Source organism: Aquabacterium sp. CECT 9606, from assembly GCF_918741295.1.
GTDB lineage: Bacteria > Pseudomonadota > Gammaproteobacteria > Burkholderiales > Burkholderiaceae_C > Aquabacterium.
In genome coordinates, this window is the sequence record NZ_CAKKNB010000001.1 from 73,605 (window position 1) to 97,571 (window position 23,967).

The window sequence follows — 23,967 nt, forward strand, 5'->3', positions numbered from 1 at the left end:
TGTCATTTCCGGGCAGAATCAAACGATCATTGACCAGATTTTGCCGGTTATTGGGAATCCTTATTGTCAGGGATCTCATCGGCGGGTGGATTGGAGAGAGTTTTCATGACCCAGCGATTGCTGCCCCTTGCTCATGCCATGGCCTTGTCGGTTGCGGCATCCCTGGGTATTTTGGCCACCACCGCACAAGCTGCCGATGGCCCCAACTTCCCCATCACCAACCAGCAAAAGGCCACGGCCAAGCAGGTTTCGCAAGCCGGGGTTGCGCTGTCAGAGCTGTCGCCCAACGCGCCTGATTCCTACACCGTCAAGCGTGGCGACACCCTGTGGGACATCTCCAAGCTCTTCCTCAAGAGCCCGTGGCGCTGGCCCGAGCTGTGGGGCATGAACATGCAGCAGATCCGCAACCCGCACCTGATCTTCCCCGGACAGGTGCTGTACCTCGACAAGTCCAGTGGCCGTGCGCGCCTGCGCCTGGGCCAACCAGTGGGCGTCAGTGGTGATGCCCGCTTGTCGCCCCGCGTGCGCGAAGGCTCGCTCGAAGACGCGATCACGGCCGTGCCCTTGCACCTGATCGAGCCTTTCTTCAACGAGGCCGTCATCTTTGACACCAGCCAGGAATTGTTGAGCGCACCGCGCGTGGTGGCCACGCAAGAGGGCCGCGTGATGTTGTCGCGTGGTGAAACCGCCTATGTGCGCGGTGACCTGGGTGGCCGCCGCGAGTTCCGCATCTTCCGCGAACCCAAGCCGCTGCGTGATCCCACCACCAAGGAGGTGCTGGGCTACGAGGCCGCTTACGTGGGCACCATGAACCTGGTCCGCGAGGGCGTGGAAGGCACCGGCGCCGATGGCCAGCCCATGGTCATCCCCTCCACCTTCACCACCAGCATCCTGCGCCAGGAAGGCATGATCGGCGACCGCCTGGCCCCCGTGCCCCCGCGCGAGTTCGACAACCTGGCTCCGCACGCACCCGCCCAAGACATCAGCGGCCAGATCGTGTCCATCTATGGCGAAAGCCTGACGGCCGGCCAAAGCCAGATCGTGTCCCTGAACAAGGGCACCCGCGACGGCATGGAACGTGGCCACGTGCTGGCCCTGTGGCGCGAGGGCAATACCATCCGCGACATGACCTTGCCCGACAAGCCCATGATCAAGCTGCCCGATGAGCGCCATGGCCTGTTGTTCGTGTTCCGCACCTTTGACCGCATGTCCTACGCCCTGATCCTGAGCGTGAAGGACCCGGTCAAGCCCGGGGACAAGTTCACCCAGCCCTGATTGACGATCCCGCAGGTTGAAGATGGAACGCGACGAAATCGGCGCGTGGCTGCGGCTATTGCTGACACCACGCGTGGGCCCGACCTCCGCCCGGCGGCTGCTCGCGGCGCTGGGCTCGCCCCAGGCCGTGTTTGCCGCCACCCGTGAGGCCTTGTGCCAGGTAGTGCCGGCCCGCGAAGCCACAGGATTGCTGAAGATCCCGGCCGACTTGGCCGAGCAACTGGATGCCACCCTGGCCTGGTTGGACGCCTCGCCAGCCGGCCAAGCCCGTGCCCTGATCACCCTGGGTGACGAGCGCTACCCGGCCGCGCTGCTGGAAACCGCCGATCCGCCTTTTTTGCTGTTCGCACAAGGCCAGGTGGCGCTGTTGCAACGGCCCAGCGTGGCCATCGTGGGCAGCCGAAACCCCACCGCCCAAGGCAAGGAAAACGCTTTTGCCTTTGCCCAGGCCTTGAGCCAGGCGGGCATCACCGTGGTGTCGGGTCTGGCCCTGGGCATTGACGGGGCGGCGCACGAAGGCGCTTTGGCAGGTGGCCGCCTGGGCAGCACCGTGGCCGTGGTGGGCACGGGCCTGGACCGCGTCTATCCCAAAACCCACCGCGATCTGGCACACCGCATCGCGCAAGATGGCTTGCTGATCAGCGAATTCACCTTGGGCACGCCGCCGCTGGCCGGCAACTTCCCCAAGCGCAACCGCATCGTGGCAGGTTTGTCGCGCGGCACCCTGGTGGTCGAGGCCGCGGTGCAATCGGGCTCGCTGATCACCGCGCGCCTGGCGATGGAGATGGGCCGCGAGGTGCTGGCCATCCCGGGCTCCATCCATTCGCCGCAAGCCAAGGGCTGCCATGCCCTGATCAAGCAAGGCGCCAAACTGGTGGAAACCGCGCAAGACGTGCTGGAAGAGATGAATTGGCGAGCCGCCTCGCTGGCCCCTGCCGGCCCCGGCGACGATCAAGCCGATGAGGCGTCTGAAGGTGAAGACCTGGTTCTGGGCGCGATGGGTTACGACCCGGTGGGCCAGGAGGCCTTGTCCGCCCGCACCGGCATGGGCCCCGCCGACCTGGGCGCGCGCCTGCTGGAGCTGGAAATGATGGGCCAGGTGGCGCGCTTGCCTGGCGCCTTGTTCCAGCGCGTGGGGCTGGGTTGATGTTGACCAAGCCGCTGGGCCGGGTGGACTACGCCCCCACGGCCCAGGCCATGCAGGCCTTCACCGAAGCCCGCTCGCCCGACACACCCGATGAACTCTGGGTTTGCGAACACCCGCCCGTGTTCACTCAAGGCCTGGCTGGCAAGGCCGACCACGTGCTGTTCAACCCGCCCGGGCCCGACCACATCCCCGTGGTGCAGACCAACCGGGGAGGCCAGGTCACGTACCACGGCCCCGGCCAGGTGGTGGCCTACCCGCTGGTGGACTTGAAACGCCAGGGCATCTACGTCAAGGAATACGTGTTCCGGCTGGAGCAGGCGCTCATCAAAACGCTGGAAGTGCTGGGCGTCACCGGGCACCGCGTGGCGGGGGCGCCTGGCATCTATGTGCGCCTGAATGATCCCGCCGGCCACGCGGCTTTGAGTGAGCCCGCCGACCCGCGCGATCCCTTCAAGGGGCTGGGCAAGGTCGCTGCGCTGGGCATCAAGGTCAGCCGCCATTGCACCTACCATGGCGTGGCGCTGAACGTGGCCATGAACCTGTCGCCCTACGACCGCATCAACCCTTGCGGCTACACGGGCTTGAAGACGGTGGACCTGGCCTCGCTGGGGGTGAACGTGCCCTGGGACGAGGCGGCCGCCCTGCTCGCCGGCAAGCTGGGCACCTGGCTTTCGCCCTGATCGGCTAAAGTGGCGGGATGGCCACCGATTCCACGCCCTACGACCCCACCATCAAGCAAAAAGCTGAGGCCAAGATGGCCCGCATCCCGATCAAGGTGGTGCCCATCGGCGAGGTGCTGAAAAAACCCGACTGGATCCGCGTGCGCGCGGGCTCGCCCAGCACCCGCTTCTACGAGATCAAGCAGATCCTGCGCGAGCACAAGCTGCACACGGTGTGCGAAGAGGCCTCTTGCCCCAACATCGGCGAGTGCTTTGGCAAGGGCACGGCCACCTTCATGATCATGGGCGACAAGTGCACGCGCCGTTGCCCGTTTTGCGATGTGGGACACGGCCGCCCTGACCCGCTCGACGTTGATGAGCCGGCCAACCTGGCCAAGACCATCGCGGCGCTCAAGCTCAAGTACGTCGTGATCACCAGCGTCGACCGCGATGATCTGCGCGACGGTGGCGCTGCCCATTTCGTGGAATGCATCCGCCAGGTGCGCGAGCTCAGCCCCGCCACCCAGATCGAGATCCTGACGCCCGACTTCCGGGGCCGCATGGACCGCGCGCTGGAGATCCTCAAGCTGGCCCCACCCGATGTGATGAACCACAACCTGGAAACCGCGCCGCGCCTGTACAAGGAAGCGCGCCCCGGGTCGGATTACCAGTACAGCCTGAACCTGCTCAAGCGCTTCAAGGAATTCGCGCCGCACGTGCCCACCAAGAGCGGCATCATGGTGGGCCTGGGCGAGACCGACGAAGAGATCCTGCAGGTGATGCGCGACATGCGCGAGCACGACATCGACATGCTCACCATCGGCCAGTACCTGGCGCCCAGCGGGCACCACTTGCCGGTGCGTCGCTATGTGCACCCGGACACCTTCAAGATGTTCGAGGAAGAAGCCCGCAAGATGGGTTTCAGCCACGCGGCCGTGGGCGCCATGGTGCGCAGCTCGTACCACGCCGATCAGCAGGCGGCACACGCTGGGGTGTGATGTGACCCGGGGCCGCCGCAACAGCACGCAAGGCCGGCCCATGATCAATCTCTCCACCCAGCGGTATGCGCTGTTTGCCTTGTTGGCCGCCGCGCTGTTCGGCATCAGCGCGCCCCTGGCCAAAGCTTTGGGTGCGGGCATGTCGCCGCTCATGTTGGCGGGTCTTCTTTACCTGGGCAGCGGCCTGGCCTTGGCCACACTGCGGCTGGCACGGCGTGTCCGGGGCGCGGGCGCAGAAAGCCCGGTGCGTCGCCAGGCTTGGCCTTGGTTGCTCGGTGCGGTGGTGTTCGGGGGGGCGCTGGGGCCCGTGATGCTGATGTGGGGTCTGCAATCCACCCCAGGGGCATTTGCCTCCTTGCTGCTCGGCCTGGAGGGCATCCTCACCGCGCTGGTCGCCGCGCTGGCCTTCCGTGAATCGGTCGATGGCCGGGTGTGGGCCGCCGGGGCCTTGATGTTGGGCGCGAGCGTGGCCCTGGCATGGCCTGGCGGTGGAAGCACCTCGTGGATCGGTGTGGTGGCCATCCTTGGCGCTTGCTTGTGCTGGGCGCTGGACAATAACCTCACGCGCCCGATCTCGTCCGCGGATCCCATGCAGATCGCGGCCATCAAGGGCTTGATGGCAGGCGGCTTCAATCTGGCGATTGCGCTGTTCCTGGGGCAATCGTTGCCCACGTGGCAAGCCGTGGTGTCGGCGCTCGTGTTGGGCGCCTTGAGCTATGGCGTGAGCCTGGTCTTGTTCATCCTGGCTTTGCGGCACCTGGGCAGCGCGCGTGCGGGTGCCCACTTTGGCACTGCGCCGTTTTTTGGGGCCGGCTTTGCCGTGCTGCTGGGCGAGCCGGTCACCGCTTGGCTGCTCCTGGCCGTGGGCTTGACCGCGCTGGCGACCTGGTTGGTCCTGACCGAGCGCCATCAGCACCTGCACAGCCACGAGCCCATGGCGCATGAGCACTTTCACCACCACGATGAGCACCATCGGCATGAGCACGATTTTCCGTGGGATCCCGCCAAGGGCCACGCGCACGCGCACCGCCACGCACCATTGACGCACAGCCATGCGCACCTGCCAGATCTGCACCATCGTCATGGTCATGGTCATGGTCATGGTCATGGCTGACGCTGGAGCCGGCTGCTGGCTTTGGGCAGGCAAGCCGATTGCCACAGATGGTGCAAGGAGCACATCATGAACAAGATCACCGTTTTTCAACACCGCGCCGCCAGCGTGCTGCTGGCCCTGGCCACCCTGTCTGGGCTGAACCTGGCTCACGCCCAGGGTGCCGCCGGATCATCGGCGCCTGATTTGCGCGCCAAGTTCGAGCAATTGAGCTCTTCTTTGCAGAACAGTGCTTTTCGTCGCCCGCTGGTCATCGATTCACGCGAATCCTCGGGCCAAGTGCGGGGCGACGTGTACGCCTTGGTAGAGCATCCCTTCACCAAAGTGCAGCAGGCTTTGCGCGATCCGGCACGTTGGTGCGACGTGATGATCCTGCACCCCAACACCAAGCAATGCCAGCCCCCAGCGCCGGGCCAGTCGGTGTTGAAGGTGGCCATCGGCAAAAAGCTCGAACAGCCGGTGGAGGACGCCTTTCCCCTGAACCTCACTTACTCGCAGGTCTCGGCCACGCCAGAGTACTTCCAGGTGCAACTGCGGGCGGCAGAAGGGCCCCTGGGCACCAGCAACTACCGCTTCGTGGTCGAGGCTGTGTCACTCGGGGGCGGCCGCAGTTTCATCCACCTGTCCTATTCTTACGCGTCCAGCCTGGCGGGTCACCTGGCCACCAAGGCTTACCTGGCCACGGCCGGCCGGTCGAAGGTGGGCTTCAGCCAAACGGGCACGGACGAGCGCGGCCAGCCCATCTACATCGATGGGGTGCGTGGTGCGGTTGAGCGCAATGCCATGCGGTATTACCTGGCCATCGATGCCTGCCTGCAGTCATTGGATGCGCCCGCCGACCAGCGCTTTGATCGCCGCCTGACGCGCTTCCTGTCGTCCATGGAGCAATACCCCCGCCAATTGCATGAGATGGACGGCAGCACCTTCCTGGATATCAAGCGGCGCCAGCATGAACGCCAGCGCCAAGCCCTGGTGGCCCAGTCGGCCTAGTTCGGCGCTCGTCAGTCTTAGGTCTGCACCACCTTGGCGTTTTTCAGGGTGGGGCGATGTGGCCGCGCCGAGCCAGCTCGATGCAGGCCTTGAAGATGGCCACGCTGTTGTGCAGCACTTCGTCCAGTGGCGTTTTGCATTTTTCTGCCACCCATTGCGTGGCGATGCGGTTGCTGGAGCCCACCAGGCCGTCGGCCACGATGGTGGGGTTCAGGCCCAGTTCCGCCAGGTTCGGGAAGAACTGCAGCACAAAGGCGCCCACCAGCTGGGCGTAATCCTGGCTGGCTTTGTTGGCCAGCGAGTTCATGCCTTCGCCCACATTCAGGGCATCGATCAGGCCCACGCGCGCGCGCCGCGGATCTTCCTGGATGAACTCCAGGAAGGCGCGGATGGCGGCTTCGGACAACTTCTCCGGGTCAGGCGGGCACTGCGCCAGCGCCACGATCGTGGCCTGCATCAGTTGCCGGCTGATCGCGCCATACACCGATCTGAACAAGGCCTCCATGCTGTCGAAGGACTCGTAAAAGTAGCGTGAGGTGAGCTTGGCTTCCTTGCACACGTCGCGCACCGTGGATTGGTGGAACCCTTTTTCGCCAAACACCGCCAGCGCGGCGTCGATCAGGCGCGCCTTGCGTTGGCGCTGGCGCTCCACGGGATCGACCCCCGCATAACGCCGGCCGGTCGTCCCCGAGTTGGAGGGTGCTTCGGGGTTAACCCTGGTTCTGGAAACAGCCATTGTCAAATATTATTTTTGAAGTTGACCATTGTCAAAATGGTGCAGTGCGGCAGTGGACTCGGAGACGGATTGATGAGTGAGCGAGCGGGCGTGGTGATCGTCGGCACGGGGTTTTCAGGCCTGTGCATGGCGATCCGATTGAAGCAGTCCGGCGTGGATGATTTTGTCATCCTGGAGCGGGCCGACGATGTGGGCGGTACTTGGCGTGATAACCACTACCCGGGCTGCGCCTGCGATGTGCAGTCGCACCTGTATTCTTATTCATTCGAACCCAATCCCGATTGGTCACGGCAGTTCGCTCCCCAGCCCGAGATCTGGGCCTATCTGCGCCGTTGCGCCGAGAAGTACGGCATCTTGCCGCACATTCGCTACAACGCCAATGTGGTGGCGTCGCGTTTTGACGAAGGTACCTCCACATGGGTGGTGTCCACCGAAGATGGCCGCCAGTTCAACGGCCAGGTGCTGGTCTCAGGGGCGGGCGCGCTGAGCAATCCTTTTGTCCCCAAAACCGAAGGCAGCGAAACCTTTGCGGGCGAGATGTTCCACTCGGCCAACTGGCGCCATGACGTGGACCTGCGCGGCAAGCGCGTGGCCGTGATCGGCTCGGGTGCCAGCGCCATCCAGTTCGTGCCTCAGATCGCGCCCAAGGTGGCCCGCCTGGATTACTTCCAGCGCACGGCGCCGTGGGTCATGCCCAAGCCCGACTGGAAACGCTCGGAGCTGGCCAAGCGCATCACGCGCCTGATCCCTTTCACGCAAAAGCTGCACCGCTGGTCCACCTACTGGATCCTGGAGGGCCGCGTGGTGGCCTTCGTGATCTCTCCCAAGATCCTGAAGGTGCTTGAGGTCTTGGGCCGGCGCCACATCAACAAGCACATCAAGGACCCCGCCAAGCGCAAAGCGCTCACACCCAACTTCAGCGCCGGTTGCAAGCGGGTGCTGGTGTCCAACGATTACTACCCGGCCTTGGCGCGCGACAACGTCAAGATCGTCCCTGACCACATCCAGCGCATCACGCCCAAGGGCATCGTGACGGCCGATGGCGCCGAGCACCCCGCCGACGTGATCATCTGGGGCACGGGCTTCCGGGTGCAGGAGCTGGTGCCGCGTGGCGCCTACACCGGCCTGGGCGGGCGCGACCTGTCCGACGGCTGGGCCCGGCAGGGCGGGCCAGAGGCCTTCCTGGGCATGTCCGTGTCGGGCTTTCCCAACCTGTTCTTTCTGATGGGGCCCAACACTGGCCTGGGCCACAGCTCCATGGTCTACATGATCGAGTCGCAGGTGCAGTACGCACTCGATGCGATCCTGAAGATGCGCAAGCAAGGCATGTCCGTGGTGGACGTGCGCGCGGACGCGCAGCAAAAGTTCGTGGAGAACATGCAATCGCGCCTGAAGGGCACCGTGTGGGCCTCGGGCTGCAAGAGCTGGTATGTCAATGCCAGCGGCAAGAACACCACGCTGTGGCCAGGTTTCACCTTCCGCTATCGCCAGGCCACCAGCTCCTTCAAGCTGGCTGATTACGTTGTCAAAGCCAAATAAGAACCCCATGAAGAACTTCAAGAACAAAGTCGCCGCCATCACGGGCGCAGCCTCCGGCATGGGCCGCGAACTGGCCGTGGAGCTCGCCCAGCGCGGCTGCCACGTGGCCCTGTCCGATGTGAACGAGGCGGGCTTGGCCGAGACCGCCGCGCTGGCCAAAAAGCACGGCGTGAAGGTGTCCACCACCAAGCTGGACGTGTCGCAGCGCGAAGCCGTCAACGCCTGGGCCGACCAGGTGGCCACCGAGTTTGGCCAGGTCAACCTGGTGTTCAACAACGCCGGTGTGGCCCTGGGCGCCACGCTCGACAAGGTCAAGCCTGCTGACTTTGAATGGATCATGGGCATCAACTTCTGGGGCGTGGTGTGGGGCACGCAGGCCTTCCTGCCGCACCTTAAAAAGGCGGGCGAGGGCCACATCGTCAACACCTCCAGCCTGTTCGGCCTGATGTCGCAACCCACCCAGGGCACCTACAACGCCAGCAAGTTCGCGGTGCGTGGTTTCACCGAATCGCTGCGCCAGGAGCTGGACGTGGAGAACTGCGGCGTGAGCGCCACCTGTGTTCACCCGGGGGGCATCCGCACCAACATCGCGATGGCGGCCAAGCTCGATCCATCGATGGCCAAGCCTGGCGCCGACCTGGAAGCCGCCCGCCGCCGCTTCGACAAGCTGCTCAATACCACCACGGCCAACAGCGCTGCGCGCAAGATGATCCGCGCGGTCGAGAAAAACCAGCGCCGCGTGCTGGTCGGCCCTGATGCCGTCTTCCTGGACAAGCTGGTGCGCCTGACGGGCTCGTGGTACCAGCCGCTGGTCACCTTCTTCTTCAAGAAGATGATGGGATGAGCATGACGACCTCCGAAGTTCTGTCCACTCCTGGCGAAGCCGTCATCCGCCGTTACCCGCCGCTGCCGGGCGCGCTTGAAACCGTGACGGCCGGGCTGATGCGCTTCAGCCTGCGGGCCTTTTTCAAATCCATCATGAAGCCACCGCTGCCGCCGCAGTTGCAGCGTGGTGTGCTGCACATGCTGTCGGTGGTGATGCCGGGCGCGGGTGGTGTCACGGTCGAGAAGACCAGGTTGGGCAACATGGCGGCCGAGCGCATCACGCCCAAGGGCGGCGCCAAGCCCCAGCACGCGATCCTGTACCTGCACGGCGGCGCCTTCGTGGCCGGCAGCCCGCGCAGCCACCGCAGCATCACCACCCGCCTGGCCAAGTTCGCCAACGCACAGGTGCTGGCCATCCATTACCGCCGCGTGCCCGAAGCGCCTTTCCCGGCGCAGATCGATGATTCGGTGGCCGGCTACAAGCAGTTGCTGAAAGACGGCTTCAAGCCCGAGAACATCGCGGTGGCTGGCGATTCGGCCGGCGGCACGCTGACCTTGCTGGTGACCAAGGCCCTGGAGCTGGAAGGCATTGAAGGCCCCAAGTGCCTGGTGATGATGTCACCGGCGTTCGACCCCAAGCTCGACAGCCAGAGCGTCAAGAAGTACCGCAAGCTGGACCCGATGATCAACATCGAGTGGGGCCACCAGGGCTTCACCTGGTACCGCCCGCAGCATGATCACCCGCTGGCCTTCCCCAAACGCCAGAACCTGGCCACCTTGCCGCCCACGCTGGTGCAGGTGGGCGAGATCGAAGTGTTGCACGATGATTCGGTCTGGCTGGCCCATGCCGCCAAGCGCTTTGACCGCGAGGTCGAGCTGGAGATCTACGAGGGCCGCTGGCACGTGTTCCAGATCCACGCGGGCATCATGCCGAGCGCCACCCTGGCTTTGCAGCGCCAGGCGGCGTTCATGAAGAAGCAGTGGGCTTCTTGAGGGGCTGAATGAAGCCGCTGGCTCAGGCGGCCTTCTGGTCCTTGCGGCGCAGGGCCATGTCGCGGATGGCTTCGTCGCGCAGGTCTTTGCGCAGGATCTTGCCCACGTTGGTCATGGGCAGGTCTTCGCGGAACTCGACGTACTTGGGACGCTTGTAGCCGGTCAGCTGTTCCTTGCAATAGTCGGCCACCATCTTCTCGGTCAGGCTGTAGTCCTTGCGCACCACGAACAGCATCACGGCCTCGCCAGCGCGCTCGTCGGGCACGCCCACCACGGCGCACTCGGTCACGCCGGGGTGCAGGTTCACCACCTGCTCGATCTCGTTGGGGTACACGTTGAAGCCCGACACCAGGATCATGTCCTTCTTGCGGTCCACGATCTTGATCTGGCCGGTTTCGTCGAACACGCCAATGTCGCCGGTGCGGAAGAAGCCATCGGTGGTCATGACCTTGGCGGTCTCGTCAGGGCGTCTCCAGTAGCCTGACATCACTTGCGGGCCGCGCACGCAGATCTCGCCGGGCTCGCCAGTGGGCTGCACCTGGCCATCGTCGTTCAACAGCACGATCTCGGTGGAGGGCAGGGGATAGCCGATGGCGGCGTTGTAGGCCTTGTGGTCCAGCTTGTTGATGGTGAGCACCGGGGCCGTCTCGGACAGGCCATAGCCCTCCACGATGGGCACGCCAGTGATGCGCTGCCACTCTTCGGCGGTGGAGCGTTGCACGGCCATGCCGCCGCCGATGCACATGCGCAGGCGCGAGAAATCAACCGTGGCGAAATCGGGCTCTTCCACCAAGGCGTTGTACAAGGTGTTGACGGCCGGGAACTGCGTGAACTTGTACTTCTTCAGCGTCTTGATCAGGCCGGGCAGGTCGCGCGCGTTGTCGATCAGCACGTTCATGGTGCCCATGCGCACGCTCAGGAAGAAGCATACCGTGAGCGCGAAGATGTGGTACAGCGGCAGGGCCACCACGTTGATCAACGGGCCGTCGATCTTGTCGAGCTCAGGCTTGAGCCAGGCCTCGCACTGCAGGATGTTGGCCGTGACATTGCGGTGCGACAGCGTGGCTCCCTTGGACACGCCGGTGGTGCCGCCCGTGTATTGCAGGAAGGCCGGGTCGGAGCCCTTGATGGCGGGGCGCACATATTTGCCCGCACGGCCCTTGGCCAGGGCAACCTTGAGGGTGGTCTGCTTGCAGCGCTCGTTGTCGGGCAGGCTGAAGGCCACCACATTTTTCTCAAGGTGGCGGGCATTGAAGGTGACCAGCGGCCCCTTGATGGCGCCAAAGACATCGCCCATGGCGCTCAGCACGATGTGCTTGAGGGGCGTGCGCTCGACCACATCCTGCAAGGTCACGGCAAAGTTCTCGAGCACGATGATGACCTCGGCGTCGGAGTCCTTCAATTGGTGTTCCAGCTCGCGTGGCGTGTACATCGGGTTGACATTGACGACCACGAAGCCCGCGCGCAACACACCCGCAATGGCCACGGTGTACTGCGGCACGTTGGGCATCATGATGGCCACGCGGGCGCCCTTGGCCAGGTTCAGCGATTGCAGCCAGGTGGCCAGGGCCTTGGATTGGGCGTCGATCTCGGCAAAGGTCCAGCGCGAATCCCTGAACGCGGCCATGTCGCGCTTGGCGTGCGTCTTGAAGGCCGCTTCAAGCAGGTCAACCAGCGAGGCGTACTCGTCGGGATTGACCGTCGCGGGCACGCCAGAGCCGTATTGGCTCAACCAAGGTTTGGCAATCGACATGAATTTGTCCTGTGGAAAAAAACCGGGGGTCTATCTGAAAACAACTGCTGTCATTTTGCAATAGATCCGGATTCTTGCCATCCCTCAGTCGAGGGCGGGGTTCCCGCCAAGCCACCCCCCATGAAAAAAGGCCCTCTTGCGAGGGCCTTTGAGAGCGACATCTGTGCGTCGATCACTGGAACGTGAAGTGCTCCGCGTCCATCGCCATGATGGCGCTGGTGGGCGCCAGGGCGCTCTTCTTGTGGCCATCGGCACGGGGCAGCAGGCGCTCGAAGTAGAACTCGGCGGTCTGGATCTTGGCCTTGTAGAAGTCGGCGGGCTCTTTGCCCTTGCCGCTGGCCAGCAGCTCGCTGGCCTTTTGGGCCTGCAGCAACCAGAAGTGGGCCATCATCAGGTAACCCGAGTACATCAGGAAGTCAACGCTGGCCGAGCTGACCAGGTCGCGGTCCTTGGCGGCGCGCAGCATGATGCGCGTCGTCAGCACGTTCCACTGGATGGCTCGGCTGGCCAACTGGCGGGCCATCTTGCCCAGGGCGCCGCCCGACAGCAGGTTGGGCTTGGCCAGGTTCAGCATGTCGCCAGTGAACTCGCGCACGCACTTGCCCTTGGTGGTCAGCAACACCTTGCGGCCCAGCAGGTCGAGTGCCTGGATGCCGGTCGTGCCTTCGTACAAGGTGGAGATGCGCGCGTCGCGGGCGATCTGCTCCATGCCGTGTTCCTTGATGTAGCCGTGGCCACCAAACACTTGCATGCCCAGGTTGGCTGCTTCCAGGCCCATCTCGGTCAGGAAGCCCTTCAGGATGGGGGTGTAGAAACCCAGCTTGTCGTCGAACTCTTCGTACTTGGCCTTGTTGCCTTCCAGCACGCCGTTGACCATGTTGTCGGCCAGCTTGGCTGCGTGGTAAATCATGGCGCGGCCGCCTTCGGCCACGCACTTCTGGATCAACAGCATGCGGCGCACGTCAGCGTGCCAGATCAGGGCGTCGGCGGTGTGCTCGGCGTCCTTCTTGCCCGACAAGGCGCGCATCGAGCGGCGCTCCTTGGCGTAGGGCAAAGAGCCTTGGTACGACAGCTCGGCATGGGCCACGCCTTGCACGGCGGTGCCGATGCGGGCGGTGTTCATGAAGGTGAACATGGCTTCCAGGCCCTTGTTGGGCTCGGCGATCATGTAACCCACGGCGCCGTCGAAGTTCAGCACGGCGGTGGCCGATGCGCGGATGCCCATCTTGTGCTCGATCGAGCCGCAGACCACGGGGTTGCGCTCACCCACCGAGCCATCGGCGTTCACCAGGAACTTGGGCACGATGAACAGCGAGATGCCGCGGGTGCCCTTGGGCGCGTCGGGCAGGCGGGCCAGCACGATGTGGATGATGTTGTCGGCCAGATCGTGTTCGCCAGCCGAGATGAAGATCTTGGTGCCGGTGAGCTTGTAGGTGCCGTCGCCCACGGGCTCGGCCTTGGTCTTGACTTGGCCCAGGTCGGTGCCGCACTGGGGTTCGGTCAGGCACATGGTGCCGGTCCACTCGCCGGACACCAGCGGGGGCATGTACAGGTCTTTTTGCGCTTCGGTGCCGTATTGCATGATGGTGTTCATGCAACCCAAGCTCAGGCCGGGGTACATGGTGAACGACCAGTTGGCCGTGCCCATCATTTCAGCCTTGAGCAGGTTCAGCGACATGGGCAGACCTTGGCCGCCGTGCTTCACTTCATGCGACAGGCCTTGCCAGCCGCCAGCCACGTACTCTTTGTAGGCTTCCTTGAAGCCTTTGGGCGTGGTGACGTTGCCGTTTTCAAAATGGCAGCCTTCCTGGTCGCCCGACAGGTTCAGGGGGGCCAACACCTCTTCACAGAAGGTGGCCGCACCTTCCAGAATGGCCTCGACCATGTCTGGCGTGGCTTCGCCGCCGTTGGACAGGCTGGCGTAGTGGCTGGTGTAGTCGAACACGTCGTTCAACAGGAAGCGCATGTCGCGCAAGGGCGCCTTGTACTGCGGCATAGGGTGTCACCTCTTTGAAAGCCGCGTGAACAGCGGCCGGGCCATGGAAACAATCTGGATTTTCGAACGACCGTGCTTTTCAAACGATCGTTCGAATTGAGGTCGCATTTATACCGCAGAGTGAGGCGTTCGGGGGGATGTTCTGCAAGCCAAGGGGCCAAATTGCCGATCTTCGGGCCCATTTTCGCCCCCTGAAAGGGGGGTGACGCGGAGTTACCCTGGGGGGCTTGAACGGCTTGCATGCAACGATCGAGTCTGTGAAGTAGATCCTGATCGAGGAAGTGGCAGTCATGTTGGTGATCAAAAAGCAGCGTTCAAAAACCGCCTGGGTGGTCGGTGGCGCAGTGGTGGCGGCCATGCTCGCAGGCGCGTATTACGCCAGCCAGACCTATTCGCCCAAGGCCCCGCCCACCCCCGCGCACGTGGAGGCTTACGCCAAGATGCTGGACAACGAGCCGCCAGCCGCCGCGCCCTCCTCATCGGGCAGCCACGAGATCGAGCGACCCGCCGACATCGACCCCAAGCAGTGGCAGCAATTGGTGGACTCTTTGCGCAACCACCCTCAGCGCGACCAGGAGCTCAAGCGCCTGGTGGGCTACCTGCGCTTCAAACGGGACATGGACAAGTGGAACGAGTTGAAGGACCAGCCCAATGCGCTGGAGCGTGCCCAGGTGGGCCAACGCATCCTGGACGCCTTGCCCGTGCGCTTTGCCAACCAGGAAGTCACCGGGCCTGAGGCTTTGATGCTGCAGTCGGCCATCTATGCCGACATGATCCCCGACGCGGCCCAGCGCAAGCCCATGGAAGAGGCCGCCCGCCAGGCCCTGCTGCGCGCTTTGGAGCCCGACGCGGCCATGGATGCCAAGCTCAAGGCCGAAGACGCCCAGACCGCCGAGTACAAGGCACGTGAAGCGGTGATCATGAAGCGCTTCAAGGATCAGTTGATTGACCAGGGGCAGATGGAGAAAGAGCTGGATGCGGCACGGGTGGCGGCTTACAAATAAGTAAGATGCCCCCTTACTTAAAGAGGAGGCAGCACCATGGCACACGGCGTGGCCCGCATCGGGCGCGATCACTACAGCACGCGGATTGAGGTTGGAGGCCATGCTTTGGTTTCCGACGAGCCCCAGGCCTTGGGTGGCGCCAACGCAGGCCCCGCGCCTTACGACCTTTTATTGGCCAGCCTGGGCGCCTGCACGGCCATCACCTTGCGCATGTACGCCGACCGCAAGGCTTGGCCGCTGGAGCGCGTGGAGGTGGGTTTGCATTTCTCGCGCGGCGAGGATGGCGCAGCGAAGATCGACCGCACGCTCACCATCGTGGGCCTGGACGACGAACAGCGAGCCAGGCTGCTCGACATCGCCGAGCGCACGCCCGTCACCTTGACGCTCAAGGGCGGCGTGCCCATCCACACCAAGCTGGCGTGAGGGTGTGGGTTGGGACGAATGGGTATGAATCCTGTACGGAATGAGTCCACGGGTTCATGAGGCGCCGGGACACTGAGGCTCCATTCACCCACAAGGAAGCACCATGTCCCGCGTCACCCTCCTCCAGGCCACCCAAGCCCCCGCCGCCAGCCAAGCCATTCTTGGCCAGATTCAGCAGGCCTTTGGCGCCACACCCAACATGTTCAAGGCCGTGGCCAACTCGCCCGTGGCTTTGCAAAGCATGTGGGCTGCCTTTGGCGCCTTGAGCAAAGGCAGCCTCGGTTCCACCCTGGGCGAGCAGATCGCCGTGACCATCGCCAACCGCAACCAATGCGAATACTGCCTGGCGGCCCACACGGCGCTGGGCCAGAAGGCCGGCGTGTCGGCGGCAGAGATGGCCGCCGCACAGCTCGGCCAGTCCACCGACCCGCGCACCGCCGCTGCCTTGCGCTTTGCGCTGAAAGTGGTCAGCCAGCGTGGCCAGATCACCGATGGCGATGTGGCCAGCTTGCACGAAGTGGGCTTTGGCGACGAGCAGGTGGTGGAGATCCTGGCGCATGTGGCCTTGAACCTCTTCACCAATTACATCAACGTGGCTTTGAACGTGCCCGTCGACTTTCCCAAGGTGGCCCTGCACGATGGCAACTCAGCCCATTGACCGGCTGTCTTCCTTGCTCGAGCGCTTCAGCGTTCGAGCACACTTGTTCCACACCGGGCCCTTGTGTGGCGTAACCACCTACGCCGCCAAACCCGGGCGTGGCTTTCTGCATGTGCTGCGGCAAGGCGAGATGGTGGTCACGCACCGTGCCAACACCGGCCTGCGCAAGCGCATCCAGGTGTCCGAGCCCAGCCTGCTGTTCTACCCCAGGCCGCTGGCACACCAGTTCCACAACGCGCCTGATGACGGCGCCGACTTTGCCTGCGCCACGCTCGATTTCGAGGGGGGCCACACCCACCCCTTGGTGCAGGCCTTGCCGCCGCTGGTGTGTTTGCCTTTGAACCGGGTGGAGGGCCTGGCGCCTGCGCTGGCCTTGTTGTTTGCCGAGACCGATCGCGTGCAGTGTGGCCAACGGCTGCTGGCCGATCGGTTGTTCGAGGTGGTCTTGCTGCAGATGCTGCGCTGGCTGCTGGACCACCCCGAGGACGGTGGTGTGCCGGTGGGCATGCTGACGGGGCTGGCCGATCCGCGCTTGGCCCGTGCGCTGGCCGCCTTGCACGATCATCCTGGCCAACCGTGGAGCCTGGATACCTTGGCGCAAGAGGCCGGCATGTCTCGCACGGCTTTCGCGGCCCGGTTCAAAAGCGTGGTGGGCGCCACTCCCGGCGATTACCTGGCCAACTGGCGCATGAGCCTGGCCCAGGCCGGCTTGCGCCAAGGCAAAGCCATCAAGCTGCTGGCCTCGGAGCTGGGCTATGCCAACGCGTCGGCTTTGTCGCGGGTGTTTGCGCAAAGGATGGGCGTATCGCCACGCCAGTGGTTGACGCAGTCGCGTGGTGAGCACAACAATTTTTCGGTGGAGGTGTAAGAACTGAGTGGGGCGCCCGACTACCCCTTTGTTCCTCAACCAAATTTGACCTCACCGGAGAAATCACCATGACCCAACGCAACTCCTCTTCCCTGGCCCTGGCTGCCGCGATGATCGCCATGTCGGGCGCCGCCTTTGCCGCCGAAGCACCCGCCGGCAGCATGGGCTCGGCCGTGGCCGCCAGCGACAAAGTGCATTGCTACGGCGTGCACTCCTGCAAGGGCAACAGCGATTGCAAGACCACTGAAAGCGCCTGCAAGGGCCAGAACGCCTGCAAAGGCCACGGCTTCAAGGCCATGGATGCCAAGGCCTGCCTGAGCAAGGGCGGCACCATTGGCGACCTGGGCGCCGCCAAGTAAACAGGCGCATGAGCACGCGGCCTGCCGTGCTGACGCGGCCCTCGCCCGGTTTCGGGCTGGGGCTGCGCACCGTGCACTACCCCGACTTCCTGGCCCAGCCCCAAGCGGTGGACTGGCTCGAGATCATTTCCGAGAACTACATGGTGCCCGGCGGCAAGCCGCTGCGCATGCTCGATGCTTTGCGTGAGCGCTACCCCATGGCCATGCACGGCGTCTCGCTGTCCATCGGCTCGGTGGCCGGGCCTGACGCAAGCTATTTGAAGAAGCTGGCCGCCTTGGTCCAACGTGTCGATCCCCTCTGGGTGTCAGACCACCTGTGCTGGACCGGCGTGCATGGCCGCCAGTTGCACGACCTCATGCCCTTGCCCTACACCGACGAAGCACTGGCTCTGGTGGTGCGCAACGTGCGCCAGGTGCAAGACGCCTTAGGCCGCCGTCTGGTGCTGGAGAACGTCTCCAGCTATGTTCAATTCCAAAGCTCGCACATGACGGAATGGGAGTTCATCGCCCGCCTGTGCGAAGAGGCCGATTGCCTGCTGCTGCTGGATGTGAACAACATCCACGTCAGCAGCGTGAACCATGGCTTTGATGCCGTGGACTTCATCAACCACATCCCTGTGGGCCGCGTGCAGCAGATCCACCTGGCGGGCCACACCGACCACGGCGACCACATCATCGACACGCACGACCACCCGGTGGCCGATGCGGTGTGGGCCTTGTACGCCAAGGCCTGCGCGCGCTTTGGCGCGGTGGCCACCATGATCGAGCGCGATGACCACATCCCGCCTTTGCCTGAGCTGCTCGCCGAGCTGGACCAGGCGCGCCGCGTGGCCGCCTCGGTGCTCGAAAGGCAGGCTGCATGATGAAAATGCCTGTCGGCTCAACCGCATCGTCGCTAGAGGCCTTGCAGTCACGCCTGCAGGGCCATGTGCTGGCGGGCGATGCAGCCGCTTTGGCGGATGTGGTCAGCGTGGTGCCGGGCAGCGCAGCGCAGCGCCTGGGCATCTACCACCATGCTTACCGGGCGCGTTTGCAAGAGACCTTGCGCGACAGCTTTGGCCACACCTTGCTGTACCTGGGCGACGAATGGTTCGATGCCTTGTCGGCCGAGTTCATCGAGGCAAACCCTTCTGCATCGGCCAACCTGCGCTGGTATGGCTCAGCCTACCCCGATTGGCTGGCACAGCGTTTGAGCGCGGACGGCACCTTGGGCGACCACCCCGAGGTGGCCGAGATCGCCCGCCTGGACTGGAGCATGCGCGCCGCCTTTGATGGTGTGGATGCGCCGGTATTGGCCATGGCCGATGTGGCGGCGCTGGCGCCTGAAGATTGGGCCACGGTGGTGTTCAAGCCGCACCCCACCTTGGTCCTGATCAGCCTGGGCTGCAACACCTTGAGCCTGTGGCATGCGCTGGACCAGGAGCTTGACGTGCCGCCGGTCGAGGCCTTGCCCTCGCCGATGGCGGTGGTGGTGTGGCGCTTTGAAGAGCGTCCGCATTTCAGAAGCGTGCCGTCGATCGAGGCAGGGGCTTTGCAGGCGGTGATGCAGGCCAAGTCCTTCGCGGAGATCTGTGGCTTGCTGGCCGAGATGTTGCCTGAGAACGAGAACGCGGCGACCCTGGCCGGTGGCTACTTGCGCCGCTGGATGGACGAGGGCTTGCTGGCCAGATAGCGCGGTGATAATGCGGGCATGCCATTGCCTTGCTCGGCCTGACACAGCGGCCATGCTTTCGAACACTTCTGATGCCCAGCCCTCTGCGGGAAAGCGCGGAAAAGGCCGCCCTCCTCGCAATGCGGCTGAAACCGAGCGCATCCGCGGCCACATCCAGGAGGCGGCCGCGCGGGTCTTCGCGGAACACGGCTCCCATGGTGTGTCGGTCGAGCTGATCACGCAAGCGGGCGACATTTCCAGGCCCACCTTCTACCGTTACTTCAAGAACACCGACGAGGTCCTTGAGCTCGTTTTGCGGGATGCCAATGATCGCTTGACCGACATGGTGGTGGCGGCCATTCGCGAAGCCGCGGGGCCTTTGCAGAAAGTGGAGGCCGGCCTTCTGGCTTGGCGAGCATGGGGCCAGCAAGCCGGCCCCTTGTTGCGCGCCATCTATGCGGAAATGCATGATGCGCGGTCTCCTGCCGCGGCTCACCGCCAGCGCGTGCTGACCGCCATCGGGGCCGAACTGCAGAACATGGCACTCAGCCTGGGGCGCACCTCGTTTGACCCGCTCCAGGTGGAGTCGTTCGTGATTGGCGTCGAGTACCTTGGCTACCGTTTCCACTGTGGCCCTGAGGCCCCGTCCGATGCGCTGTGGCAGCGCACCAGGCAAGCCATGATCAGGTTGGCCATCGGCCTGCTCGGCGGGCGGACCGAGTGGGCGAATGCCACTCAGTTGGCTGAAGTTCTGGGCGTGAAGCTGGGCTGATGGCCCGCGCAGTCTGGCCGAGCGGGCTGCCATGTGGTTCCTTGCGCACAATCAGTGGTGGCCACCCGATAACCCTGGCGCGATGACGGCCGCCGCGGATCCCTATGCTCGAAGGCCTCACTTCCAAAGCCAAGGATCTGCTGTGCGCCTACCTCTGATTCCGCCCCAAGACCTCACGCCCGAACAAAAGCCCTTGTACGACGACATGCGCAAGGGCATCGCCAGCCACTTCAATGCCTTCAAGGTTGAGCGCGAAGATGGCGCCCTGATGGGGCCGTGGAATCCGTGGTTGCACGAGCCCGCCATCGGCAAGGCCATCTGGGATCTGACCCTGGCGATGACCGCCAAGGCCGTGCTGCCCGATCCGGTGCGCCAGATCGCCATCCTGGTGGTCGGTGCGCGCTTCGACGCGGCCTACGAGTTGTACGCGCACATTGCGGTGGCCGAAGGCGAGGGCATGTCCCCCGAACGGCTGTCCACGCTGGTGGCCGACCTCAAGCCCAATGACCTGAACAGGGAAGAAAGCGTGGCCTTCGACGTGGCCTATGCGCTGAGCCGGGGCGGCGTTCTGCCCGAGCCGGTCTACAGCCTGGCGGTGAAGACTTTCGGACAGCATGGCGCCAATGAGCTGATCTACCTGGTGGGCCTTTACGCCCTGGTGTCGACCACGCTCAACGGCTTCAACGTGCCGGTGCCCGAACGCGAGTGAGCGCGCGGTATGCTCGTCCGGCAAGCCCGGCCCTTCCGGGCAGGAGGTGTGCATGACGGGGCCTGCGGTGATGTTGGACGACGTGTCGCAAGCGGTGGACGACATCATCGCGCGCATCGGCAAGAACCTGGTGGTGGGCCTGCCGCTGGGCCTGGGAAAACCGGTCGAGCTGGTCAATGCGCTGTATGCGCGGGCTGTGCAAGACGGCAGCCTGCAACTGAAGATCCTCACCGCACTCTCGCTGGAAAAGCCCACCGGCAGCAGCGCCATCGAAAGCGCCTTCCTCAAGCCTTTCGTCGAGCGCGTGTTCGGTGGCGTGCCCGAGCTGGACGTGATCGCCGCCTTGCGCGCCAACCGCCTGCCCGCCAATGTGCAGGTCTGCGAGTTCTTCTTCCGGCCTGGCGCCTTCATGGACAACGCGCACGCGCAGCAGCACTACATCAGCAGCAACTACACGCACGCCGCACGTGATGTATTCAACCACGGCTGCAACGTCGTCGCGCAGATGATTTGCAAGCGCGACACGCCCGAGGGCACGCGCTACTCGCTCTCGTGCAACCCTGATACGCCACCCGAGCTGGTCGACATGCTGCGTGCCAGCGGCCGGCCGCACCTGGTGGTTGGCGTGGTCAACCAGAACCTGCCCTTCATGTTCAACGATGCCGAGGTGGGGCCCGAGGCCTTCCACATCGTTGTCGACCATGCGCGCTATACCTCGCCGCTGTTCTCGAATCCCAAGCTGGGCGTGACCACGCCCGACCACATGATCGGCCTGCACGCCAGCAGCCTCATCAAGGATGGCGGCACGCTGCAACTGGGCATTGGCGCCCTGGGCGATGCGATCGTGTACGCCGCGCAGCTGCGCCACGCGCAGAACGCCGAGTATCTGAAGGTGCTGGGCGATTGCGGCATCCTCGCAAACTCAGGCACGCTGATCAAGGACATCGGCGGAACCGCGCCCTTTGAGCAAGGCCTGTATGGCGCCACCGAGATGTTCGTGGATGGCTACCTGCACCTGCTGCGGGCCGGCATCCTCAAGCGCCGCGTGCATGACTTCTGGGCCTTGCAGCAACTGGTGAATGAAGGGCGCTGCGATCCCGAGCATTTGAAGCCGCAGGTGCTGGATGATCTTGCCTCGCTGGGCGTGCGCGTGATCCGGGGCGCGGACTTCAAGGTGCTGCAACACCATGGCCTGTTCAACGACGAGACCTGTTACGACGAAGGCCACATCGTGGCGCCCGATGGCACCCGCGTCATCGCCAATGTGGCCGACCCGCAGTCGCGGCAAGTGATGGCCGAGCAGTGCTTGGGCCAGCGCTTGCGCAACGGCATCGTGCTGCACGGCGGTTTCTTCCTCGGCCCGCTCGATTTCTACGAAGGACTGCGCCGCATGCCCGAAGCCCAGGCCCGTGAGATCTGCATGACGGGTGTGAGCAAGATCAACCAGCTGGACCGTAATCCACGCCTGTACCGGCAGCAGCGCGTGCATGCGCGCTTCATGAACACCGGCATCCTGGCCACCTTGTCGGGCGCGGTGTGTTCGGATGGGCTGGAGGATTTGCGCGTGGTCTCGGGCGTGGGCGGGCAGTACAACTTCGTGGCCATGGCACACGAGTTGCCCACGGGGCGGTCGATCCTGATGGTGCGCGCGGTGCGTGACAAAGGCAAAGGCGGGCCCAGCAGCAACATCGTCTTCAACTACGGCCACACCACCATCCCGCGCCACCTGCGCGACATCGTCATCACCGAGTACGGCATCGCCGATCTGCGCTCGCGCACCGATGCCGAGGTGATCAAGGCCTTGCTCAACATCGCGGACTCGCGCTTTCAAGGTGGGCTGATGGACGCGGCCAAGCGTGCTGGCAAGCTGGAGCCTGGCTACCAGATCCCTGATGCCTTTCAACACAACCTGCCCGAGCGGCTGGAGCGGCAACTGGCGGGCTTCAGGCCACGGCAACTGTTCCCCGCGTTTCCCTTCGGCACTGATTTGACGGATGAGGAGGTGATGCTTGGCAAGGTGTTGAGGGCCGTCAAGAAGCGCGCCGACACCGCGCCCAAGTGGCAACTTGCGTGGGCCGCGTTGTGGCCTGGTGCATGGCGCATCCCGCCATCGGCTCGGCCTTACCTGGACTGGCTGGCGCTGTCGGAGCCCCGCACGCTGCAGGACAGGGTGGCGCGTGCCTTGGTGGTGGAAGAACTGAAGGCTGCCGGGATCTGAGCGCCAGGTGCGCCACCACCCAAGCCCGGCAGGCGGCTCAACAGGCCTGACACCGCGCCGGTGCCGCCATCAAAGTGCGTTGAGCGGTATCTTGAGGTAGCGCTGGCCGTTGGATTCCGGCTCGGGCAACTCGCCCGCGCGCATGTTCACCTGCACCGACGGCAGGATCAGCGTGGGCATGCTCAGCGTGGCATCGCGGGCCTGGCGCATCGCGACGAACGCTTCCTCGCTGATGCCGTTGCGCACGTGGATGTTCTGGGCGCGTTCTTCACCGACGCTGCTCACGAACGCCACTTCGCGACCATTCGGCAGGTAGTCGTGGCACATGTACAGCATCGTGTCTGGCGGCAAGCTCAGCACCTTGTTGATGGAGCGGAAGAGCGTGCGGGCGTCGCCACCCGGAAAGTCGCAGCGCGCCGTGCCGTAGTCCGGCATGAAGATCGTGTCTCCGACGAAGGCCGACTTCGTCTTGTCGGCGCCATCACCTTCCGTCACCACATAGGTCATGCAGGCCGGTGTGTGGCCGGGTGTGTGCATCGCGCAGACCTGGAGCCTACCGATGGCGAAACGCTCACCGTCTGCAAAAAGGTGGTCGAACTGCCGGCCATCCCGGGCGAAATCGCTGCCCGCGTTGAAGAGCGTGCCGAAGACGTCTTGAACAGCCTTGATGTGCTCGCCGATGCCGAGCTTTCCACCGAGTCGCTGCTTGAGATACGGTGCGGCTGAAAGGTGATCGGCGTGCACATGGGTTTCCAGGATCCAGTCCACCGTCGCGCCGAGCTCCCGGACGCGGGCGACCAGCTTGTCCGCGCTGTCATGCGATGTGCGCCCCGACGCCGGATCGTAGTCGAGCACGCTGTCGATCAGCGCGCACCGATTCGTCGACCGGTCGAGGACGAGGTAGCTCACCGTCCAGGTGGCGGGATCGAAGAAGCCATCGACCTGCAGTGTCCTTCGGTTGCCCATCTGATCACCCAGTCAGCGCCGGTTGATCGCGCACGTGCGGATGCCGAGCACCGAGTACAGCGGACACGTTCCGATGGCGCCCGTGATCAGCGGCACGATGCCGATGTAGCCCCACAAGCCGATGACGTTCGTGGTGGCGAGTCCGATCAAGAGCAAACCGCCGCTGACGCGCAGCACGCGGTCGAGGGTGCCTTCGTTCTTTTGCATGAGAGTCTCCTGGGGTGGCACAGCGAAGTGCTGCTGATGGCTGCATTTCAAGACCCGTGCCATGGCCATGCCGCCGAGGATTTTTTCGCCAACCCCTTGTTCACAAAGGG

The 23,967-nt window shown here is 64.3% G+C and carries 24 protein-coding genes; 19 read left to right on the forward strand and 5 right to left on the reverse strand.

The genetic code is table 11. The features are described 5' to 3' along the window. Nucleotides 1-105 precede the first annotated feature (105 nt). The 6 genes from LQ232_RS00305 to LQ232_RS00330 all read left to right on the forward strand — a co-directional run bounded on the left by LQ232_RS00305 (nt 106) and on the right by LQ232_RS00330 (nt 6,180). The gene (locus LQ232_RS00305) at nt 106-1,275 is read left to right on the forward strand and encodes a LysM peptidoglycan-binding domain-containing protein (RefSeq protein ID WP_230177274.1); all 1,170 of its coding nucleotides are present in this window, start codon (nt 106-108) and stop codon (nt 1,273-1,275) included. Nucleotides 1,276-1,297: 22 nt separating this feature from the next. After that, nucleotides 1,298-2,422 carry a DNA-processing protein DprA gene (gene dprA / locus LQ232_RS00310; protein WP_230177276.1) on the forward strand — a complete coding sequence of 375 codons (1,125 nt, stop codon included), beginning with the start codon at nt 1,298-1,300 and terminating at the stop codon, nt 2,420-2,422. Next, a complete protein-coding gene (lipB, locus tag LQ232_RS00315) occupies nt 2,422-3,102 on the forward strand; it encodes a lipoyl(octanoyl) transferase LipB (protein WP_230177279.1) in 681 nt (226 codons plus the stop codon). Before dprA ends, lipB begins: the two co-directional genes overlap by 1 nt. A 17-nt stretch (nt 3,103-3,119) precedes the next feature. Beyond that, complete coding sequence (lipA, locus tag LQ232_RS00320) at nt 3,120-4,079, forward strand: lipoyl synthase (protein WP_230177281.1); 960 nt, start codon at nt 3,120-3,122, stop codon at nt 4,077-4,079. A gap of 40 nt (nt 4,080-4,119) precedes the next feature. Then, nucleotides 4,120-5,193 (forward strand): DMT family transporter, encoded by a 1,074-nt coding sequence (locus tag LQ232_RS00325; protein WP_230177283.1) that lies wholly within the window; start codon nt 4,120-4,122, stop codon nt 5,191-5,193. Nucleotides 5,194-5,259: 66 nt separating this feature from the next. After that, nucleotides 5,260-6,180 carry a hypothetical protein gene (locus LQ232_RS00330; protein WP_230177285.1) on the forward strand — a complete coding sequence of 307 codons (921 nt, stop codon included), beginning with the start codon at nt 5,260-5,262 and terminating at the stop codon, nt 6,178-6,180. 43 nt (nt 6,181-6,223) lie between these two features. Here the strand turns inward: LQ232_RS00330 and LQ232_RS00335 are convergent, their stop codons facing one another. Next, a complete protein-coding gene (locus tag LQ232_RS00335; protein ID WP_230177294.1) occupies nt 6,224-6,916 on the reverse strand; it encodes a TetR/AcrR family transcriptional regulator in 693 nt (230 codons plus the stop codon). A 72-nt stretch (nt 6,917-6,988) separates the two neighbouring features. Here LQ232_RS00335 and LQ232_RS00340 point away from each other — a divergent pair, with 72 nt between their 5' ends. Genes LQ232_RS00340 through LQ232_RS00350 form a run of 3 tightly spaced genes read left to right on the forward strand, consistent with a single transcriptional unit; the run spans nt 6,989 to nt 10,273 of the window. Continuing rightward, on the forward strand, nt 6,989-8,455 hold the full coding sequence (locus LQ232_RS00340) for an NAD(P)/FAD-dependent oxidoreductase (protein ID WP_230177296.1): 1,467 nt from the start codon (nt 6,989-6,991) through the stop codon (nt 8,453-8,455). Nucleotides 8,456-8,462: 7 nt separating this feature from the next. Further along, nucleotides 8,463-9,299, forward strand: a complete 837-nt coding sequence (locus LQ232_RS00345; RefSeq protein WP_230177314.1) for an SDR family oxidoreductase — start codon at nt 8,463-8,465, stop codon at nt 9,297-9,299. Further along, the gene (locus LQ232_RS00350; protein WP_230177316.1) at nt 9,296-10,273 is read left to right on the forward strand and encodes an alpha/beta hydrolase; all 978 of its coding nucleotides are present in this window, start codon (nt 9,296-9,298) and stop codon (nt 10,271-10,273) included. The genes LQ232_RS00345 and LQ232_RS00350 overlap by 4 nt, the downstream gene beginning before the upstream one ends. Nucleotides 10,274-10,295: 22 nt before the next feature. Here LQ232_RS00350 and LQ232_RS00355 read toward each other — a convergent pair whose 3' ends face one another. Next, nucleotides 10,296-12,020 carry an AMP-binding protein gene (locus LQ232_RS00355; RefSeq protein ID WP_230179690.1) on the reverse strand — a complete coding sequence of 575 codons (1,725 nt, stop codon included), beginning with the start codon at nt 12,018-12,020 and terminating at the stop codon, nt 10,296-10,298. Between the two features lie 178 nt (nt 12,021-12,198). After that, a complete protein-coding gene (locus LQ232_RS00360) occupies nt 12,199-14,022 on the reverse strand; it encodes an acyl-CoA dehydrogenase C-terminal domain-containing protein (RefSeq protein ID WP_230177324.1) in 1,824 nt (607 codons plus the stop codon). A gap of 290 nt (nt 14,023-14,312) precedes the next feature. On the opposite strand from LQ232_RS00360, the gene LQ232_RS00365 reads away from it, so the two are divergent. From LQ232_RS00365 to LQ232_RS00410, 10 genes are all read left to right on the forward strand, one after another. After that, nucleotides 14,313-15,026, forward strand: a complete 714-nt coding sequence (locus LQ232_RS00365; protein ID WP_230177326.1) for a hypothetical protein — start codon at nt 14,313-14,315, stop codon at nt 15,024-15,026. Between the two features lie 36 nt (nt 15,027-15,062). After that, nucleotides 15,063-15,449, forward strand: coding sequence for an OsmC family protein (locus LQ232_RS00370; RefSeq protein WP_230177328.1), 387 nt, complete (start codon nt 15,063-15,065; stop codon nt 15,447-15,449). A 103-nt stretch (nt 15,450-15,552) separates the two neighbouring features. Next, entirely contained in the window at nt 15,553-16,107 is a 555-nt protein-coding gene (locus LQ232_RS00375; protein ID WP_230177330.1) for a carboxymuconolactone decarboxylase family protein, read from the forward strand. Next, entirely contained in the window at nt 16,088-16,975 is an 888-nt protein-coding gene (locus LQ232_RS00380) for an AraC family transcriptional regulator (protein ID WP_230177332.1), read from the forward strand. The genes LQ232_RS00375 and LQ232_RS00380 overlap by 20 nt, the downstream gene beginning before the upstream one ends. 68 nt (nt 16,976-17,043) lie before the next feature. Beyond that, complete coding sequence (locus LQ232_RS00385) at nt 17,044-17,334, forward strand: hypothetical protein (RefSeq protein WP_230177334.1); 291 nt, start codon at nt 17,044-17,046, stop codon at nt 17,332-17,334. 8 nt (nt 17,335-17,342) lie between these two features. Next, nucleotides 17,343-18,197, forward strand: a complete 855-nt coding sequence (locus LQ232_RS00390; RefSeq protein WP_230177336.1) for a DUF692 domain-containing protein — start codon at nt 17,343-17,345, stop codon at nt 18,195-18,197. Next, on the forward strand, nt 18,194-19,006 hold the full coding sequence (locus LQ232_RS00395; protein ID WP_230177345.1) for a DNA-binding domain-containing protein: 813 nt from the start codon (nt 18,194-18,196) through the stop codon (nt 19,004-19,006). Before LQ232_RS00390 ends, LQ232_RS00395 begins: the two co-directional genes overlap by 4 nt. Nucleotides 19,007-19,058: 52 nt before the next feature. Continuing rightward, nucleotides 19,059-19,757 (forward strand): TetR/AcrR family transcriptional regulator, encoded by a 699-nt coding sequence (locus LQ232_RS00400; protein WP_230177347.1) that lies wholly within the window; start codon nt 19,059-19,061, stop codon nt 19,755-19,757. 142 nt (nt 19,758-19,899) lie between these two features. Next, nucleotides 19,900-20,466 carry a carboxymuconolactone decarboxylase family protein gene (locus LQ232_RS00405; RefSeq protein WP_230177349.1) on the forward strand — a complete coding sequence of 189 codons (567 nt, stop codon included), beginning with the start codon at nt 19,900-19,902 and terminating at the stop codon, nt 20,464-20,466. A 52-nt stretch (nt 20,467-20,518) separates the two neighbouring features. Further along, nucleotides 20,519-22,684 (forward strand): acetyl-CoA hydrolase/transferase C-terminal domain-containing protein, encoded by a 2,166-nt coding sequence (locus LQ232_RS00410; protein WP_230177351.1) that lies wholly within the window; start codon nt 20,519-20,521, stop codon nt 22,682-22,684. 69 nt (nt 22,685-22,753) lie between these two features. Here the strand turns inward: LQ232_RS00410 and LQ232_RS00415 are convergent, their stop codons facing one another. Together LQ232_RS00415 and LQ232_RS00420 are read right to left on the reverse strand one after the other, a co-directional pair. Continuing rightward, nucleotides 22,754-23,650 carry an MBL fold metallo-hydrolase gene (locus LQ232_RS00415; RefSeq protein ID WP_230177360.1) on the reverse strand — a complete coding sequence of 299 codons (897 nt, stop codon included), beginning with the start codon at nt 23,648-23,650 and terminating at the stop codon, nt 22,754-22,756. A gap of 12 nt (nt 23,651-23,662) precedes the next feature. Beyond that, complete coding sequence (locus tag LQ232_RS00420; RefSeq protein ID WP_230177362.1) at nt 23,663-23,857, reverse strand: DUF2892 domain-containing protein; 195 nt, start codon at nt 23,855-23,857, stop codon at nt 23,663-23,665. Nucleotides 23,858-23,967: the final 110 nt, after the last annotated feature.

Coding starts and splice junctions, on each gene's coding strand:
- LQ232_RS00340 (WP_230177296.1), top strand. CDS start 6,989: ATGAGTGAGCGAGCGGGCGTGGTGATCGTCGGCACGGGGTTTTCAGGC.
- LQ232_RS00385 (WP_230177334.1), top strand. CDS start 17,044: ATGACCCAACGCAACTCCTCTTCCCTGGCCCTGGCTGCCGCGATGATC.
- LQ232_RS00370 (WP_230177328.1), top strand. CDS start 15,063: ATGGCACACGGCGTGGCCCGCATCGGGCGCGATCACTACAGCACGCGG.
- dprA (WP_230177276.1), top strand. CDS start 1,298: ATGGAACGCGACGAAATCGGCGCGTGGCTGCGGCTATTGCTGACACCA.
- LQ232_RS00330 (WP_230177285.1), top strand. CDS start 5,260: ATGAACAAGATCACCGTTTTTCAACACCGCGCCGCCAGCGTGCTGCTG.
- LQ232_RS00365 (WP_230177326.1), top strand. CDS start 14,313: ATGTTGGTGATCAAAAAGCAGCGTTCAAAAACCGCCTGGGTGGTCGGT.
- LQ232_RS00420 (WP_230177362.1), bottom strand. CDS start 23,857: ATGCAAAAGAACGAAGGCACCCTCGACCGCGTGCTGCGCGTCAGCGGC.
- lipA (WP_230177281.1), top strand. CDS start 3,120: ATGGCCACCGATTCCACGCCCTACGACCCCACCATCAAGCAAAAAGCT.
- LQ232_RS00390 (WP_230177336.1), top strand. CDS start 17,343: ATGAGCACGCGGCCTGCCGTGCTGACGCGGCCCTCGCCCGGTTTCGGG.
- LQ232_RS00360 (WP_230177324.1), bottom strand. CDS start 14,022: ATGCCGCAGTACAAGGCGCCCTTGCGCGACATGCGCTTCCTGTTGAAC.
- LQ232_RS00325 (WP_230177283.1), top strand. CDS start 4,120: ATGATCAATCTCTCCACCCAGCGGTATGCGCTGTTTGCCTTGTTGGCC.
- LQ232_RS00345 (WP_230177314.1), top strand. CDS start 8,463: ATGAAGAACTTCAAGAACAAAGTCGCCGCCATCACGGGCGCAGCCTCC.
- lipB (WP_230177279.1), top strand. CDS start 2,422: ATGTTGACCAAGCCGCTGGGCCGGGTGGACTACGCCCCCACGGCCCAG.
- LQ232_RS00415 (WP_230177360.1), bottom strand. CDS start 23,650: ATGGGCAACCGAAGGACACTGCAGGTCGATGGCTTCTTCGATCCCGCC.
- LQ232_RS00335 (WP_230177294.1), bottom strand. CDS start 6,916: ATGGCTGTTTCCAGAACCAGGGTTAACCCCGAAGCACCCTCCAACTCG.
- LQ232_RS00375 (WP_230177330.1), top strand. CDS start 15,553: ATGTCCCGCGTCACCCTCCTCCAGGCCACCCAAGCCCCCGCCGCCAGC.
- LQ232_RS00395 (WP_230177345.1), top strand. CDS start 18,194: ATGATGAAAATGCCTGTCGGCTCAACCGCATCGTCGCTAGAGGCCTTG.
- LQ232_RS00350 (WP_230177316.1), top strand. CDS start 9,296: ATGAGCATGACGACCTCCGAAGTTCTGTCCACTCCTGGCGAAGCCGTC.
- LQ232_RS00380 (WP_230177332.1), top strand. CDS start 16,088: ATGGCAACTCAGCCCATTGACCGGCTGTCTTCCTTGCTCGAGCGCTTC.
- LQ232_RS00410 (WP_230177351.1), top strand. CDS start 20,519: ATGACGGGGCCTGCGGTGATGTTGGACGACGTGTCGCAAGCGGTGGAC.
- LQ232_RS00305 (WP_230177274.1), top strand. CDS start 106: ATGACCCAGCGATTGCTGCCCCTTGCTCATGCCATGGCCTTGTCGGTT.
- LQ232_RS00400 (WP_230177347.1), top strand. CDS start 19,059: ATGCTTTCGAACACTTCTGATGCCCAGCCCTCTGCGGGAAAGCGCGGA.